Genomic DNA, 3,528 nt, shown 5'->3' with positions numbered 1-3,528 from the left:
AAGCAGGATCGGCGCCCAGGCGCCGATGCTGTCATAGCCGGGTAGCACGCCGATCAGCGTGGTACATACGCCCATCAGCAACAGCGAGGCCACCAGGGTGGATTTGCGTCCGATGCGGTCGCCGAAGTGGCCAAACAGCGCCGAGCCCAGCGGTCGTGCCAGAAACGCGATGCCGAACGTCAGGAAAGCCGAGAGCATCTGCGCCGTCCCGGACGTCTGCGGAAAGAATACCGGGCCGATCACCAGTGCGGCAGCAGTGGCATAAACGTAGAAGTCGTAGAACTCGATGGCGGTGCCGATGAAGCTCGCGGTGGCCACGCGGGTGGCGGAGTTCGTCGGTTGCGCAGGCGCGTGGTCGTAGGTTGTGCTGGTCGTCATGCGGTTATCCCTGACAGTCATGTGCCCCAGTGGAGCGAATTATTATGGTTGAACACCCAGGGATGTGGGTTTGCAGCAGAGTGCGGGTAGCACAGCGTAGCGGGGGGCTTGGGTAAGCGCCTCGATTATAGGAAGGTGGCTAACGATTCAACAAGGGGGGGCAAGAATGCTCAGCCTGCCGTGGCCGCGACGGGCGCCGGGCCGGTATGCCAGATCAATACCCGAGTGACGCGGTTGTCTTCGGTCTCGAGGATTTCCAGGCGGTAACGACCGATTTTCAGGCATACCGCGCTCTCGGGAATGGTTTCCAGCGCCTCGGTCACCAGCCCGTTAAGGGTTTTCGGGCCATCGCATGGCAGGTGCCAGCCGAGGCTCTTGTTGAGGTCGCGTATCGATGCGGCGCCATCGATCACCAGGCGGCCGTCGGCCTGGGGGTGAATGTGCGGGTTGTCCAGGCTTTGCTGGCTTTCGAACTCGCCGACGATTTCTTCGAGAATGTCTTCCAGGGTCACGATGCCAAGCACCTCGCCGTACTCGTCGACGACCATGCCAAGCCGACGCTGCTGCTTGTGGAAATTCAGCAGTTGCAGTTGCAGCGGAGTGCTTTCCGGTACGAAGTACGGTTCGCGACTGGCCGCCATCAGCGCGTCCAGTGTCAGGCTGTTGTCGGCCAGCAGATGGCCGATTTGCCGAGTGTTGAGCACGGCTTCAACCTGATTGATGTCGCTGTGAAACACCGGCAGGCGCGTGCGGGTGTTGTTGCGCAGTTGTTCGATGATTTCTTCGATCGGGTCATCGAGGTTGATCCCGTCGACTTCGCTGCGCGGCACCAGAATGTCGTTGACCGTGATGTTGTCCAGCGCATGGATGCCGGGCAGCGGATGTGGCCGGTGGACGGCGGGTTCGCGGTCATCGTGTTGGGCGTGTGGTGCCTCGTCTTCGCTCTGTTGCACGACCTTGACCTTGCGGGCCAGTGGACGAATCAACAGTTTGGCGATGGCATCAAGCAGCCAGGCAGCGGGGTAAACCATTCTCAGCGGGACGCGCAGCAAGCTGTTGCCAAAGGCGAGGATGGCATCCGGATGGCGGGCGGCAACGGCACGGGGCAAATAGTCGGCAAGCACCAGCAGAATGGCGCCCGCACCGAGGCACGCGATCCATGGACCGTTCTGCGCCCAGGTGAAAATCGCCAGCAAGGTGCAAATGACCACGACCAGCGCGCGACACAGGGTATTGCAGAAGATCAGGCTGACGAGCGGGAAGCTCAGCCTGGCCGGTGGCTTGTCGCTCGAGCGCGAAGCGATGCGTTTGGCCAGCAGATATTGATGTGCGGCTTCAATGGCGGAAAACAGTCCCGACCATAAAACCAGCAGGGCCACTACAGCGAGCATTGGCCCTAAGGGCAAGTCGTCCATTAATGCCGCCCGTTAGATATGCAGGATGTATTCACGGACCAGCTTGCTGCCGAAATACGCCAGCATCAACAGGCAGAATCCGGCAAGGGTCCAGCGAATGGCCTTGTGTCCGCGCCAGCCGAGGCGATTGCGCCCCCAGAGCAGCACGCTGAAGACGATCCAGGCCAGGCAGGCCAGCAAGGTCTTGTGCACCAGGTGTTGGGCGAACAGGTTGTCGACGAACAGCCATCCGGAAATCAACGACATCGACAGCAGAGTCCAGCCGGCCCAGAGGAAGCCGAACAGCAGGCTTTCCATGGTCTGCAGCGGCGGGAAGTTCTTGATCAGCCCGGACGGATGCTTGTGCTTGAGCTGATGGTCTTGGACCAGCAGCAACAGCGACTGGAATACCGCGATGGTGAACATGCCGTAGGCGAGGATCGACAGCAGGATATGGGCAAGGATGCCCGGTTCTTCGTCGATGATCTGTACCGTGCCGGCGGGAGCGAACTGCGCCAGGAGCACGGTCAGCGCGCCGAGGGGAAACAGTAAGACCAGCAGGTTCTCCACGGGGATTCGCGAGCAGGCCAGCAAAGTCAGGGCGATGACTGCGGCGGCAATCAGGCTGGCGGCACTGAAGAAATCCAGGCCCAGGCCGATCGGCGTCAGCAGGTGGGTCACCAGGCTGGCGCCATGGGCCAGCACCGCGAGTACGCCGAGCGTGACCAGCAGGCGCTTGTTGGCCTTGGCGCAGTTGGCCAGGCGGGTGCCCTGATAGATAGTCGCAGCGGCGTATAAACAGGCGGCGGCGAGGGTGGTAAGCAAACTGGGTGACAAGGGGAGCATAAGTCCTGTTAGGCAAGCCCGAAAGGCGCTGAGTTTGGCATAGAACCCACGCGGCACGAAAGACCAGACAAGCTGACGGCGAGGTGTCCGCCGACCGCAGTCTTCGCTATAATCCGCGACCTGCCCACGCCGCAGGCTCGCCGAGCACAGTTTTAGTCCGGTCCGGGCCGCCATTATCCCGGTCTACACAGGGCCTGAAAGGATCGCGCAATGTTTGAAAACTTAACCGACCGTCTCTCGCAGACGCTGCGCCATGTCACCGGCAAGGCCAAGCTGACTGAAGACAACATCAAAGACACCCTGCGCGAAGTGCGCATGGCGCTGCTCGAAGCCGACGTCGCCCTGCCAGTGGTCAAGGACTTCGTCAATTCGGTCAAGGAGCGCGCTGTCGGCACCGAGGTGTCGCGCAGCCTGACGCCGGGCCAGGCCTTCGTGAAAATCGTCCAGGCCGAACTCGAAAGCCTGATGGGCGCAGCCAACGAAGATTTGAACCTCAGCGCCGTGCCGCCAGCGGTCATCCTGATGGCCGGTTTGCAGGGCGCGGGTAAAACCACCACCGCCGGCAAGCTCGCGCGCTTCCTGAAGGAGCGCAAGAAGAAGTCGGTCATGGTCGTGTCTGCGGACGTTTACCGTCCAGCGGCGATCAAACAGCTGGAAATGCTCGCCGGTGAAGTGGGCGTGACCTTCTTCCCGTCCGACCTTAGCCAGAAGCCGGTCGAGATCGCGCAAGCGGCTATTAAGGAAGCAAAGCTCAAATTCATCGACGTGGTCATCGTCGATACCGCCGGTCGCCTGCACATCGATGAAGAGATGATGGGCGAGATCAAGGCGTTGCATGCCGCGATCAACCCGGTTGAAACCCTGTTCGTGGTCGACGCCATGACCGGTCAGGACGCCGCCAACACGGCCA

The 3,528-nt window shown here is 61.3% G+C and carries 4 protein-coding genes; 1 reads left to right on the top strand and 3 read right to left on the bottom strand.

Going from position 1 to position 3,528, the window contains the following annotated elements; genetic code table 11:
• The 3 genes from D8V06_RS04395 to ccsA all read right to left on the bottom strand — a co-directional run.
• The coding region (locus D8V06_RS04395) for an MFS transporter (RefSeq protein ID WP_153189250.1) at positions 1 to 378 on the bottom strand (378 nt) is incomplete at its 3' end.
• 170 nt (positions 379 to 548) lie between these two features.
• On the bottom strand, positions 549 to 1,793 hold the full coding sequence (locus D8V06_RS04390; protein ID WP_130930507.1) for a transporter associated domain-containing protein: 1,245 nt from the start codon (positions 1,791 to 1,793) through the stop codon (positions 549 to 551).
• Between the two features lie 12 nt (positions 1,794 to 1,805).
• Positions 1,806 to 2,618 (bottom strand): cytochrome c biogenesis protein CcsA, encoded by an 813-nt coding sequence (ccsA, locus tag D8V06_RS04385; RefSeq protein WP_056853627.1) that lies wholly within the window; start codon positions 2,616 to 2,618, stop codon positions 1,806 to 1,808.
• 210 nt (positions 2,619 to 2,828) lie between these two features.
• On the opposite strand from ccsA, the gene D8V06_RS04380 reads away from it, so the two are divergent.
• On the top strand, positions 2,829 to 3,528 hold a 700-nt coding region (locus D8V06_RS04380; protein WP_177434355.1), incomplete at its 3' end, for a signal recognition particle receptor subunit alpha.

It is taken from the genome of Pseudomonas sp. Sample_24, assembly GCF_004307605.1.
GTDB lineage: Bacteria > Pseudomonadota > Gammaproteobacteria > Pseudomonadales > Pseudomonadaceae > Aquipseudomonas.
The sequence above is the reverse complement of the archived record's forward strand: the minus strand, read 5'-3'. Positions and strand labels throughout refer to the sequence as shown.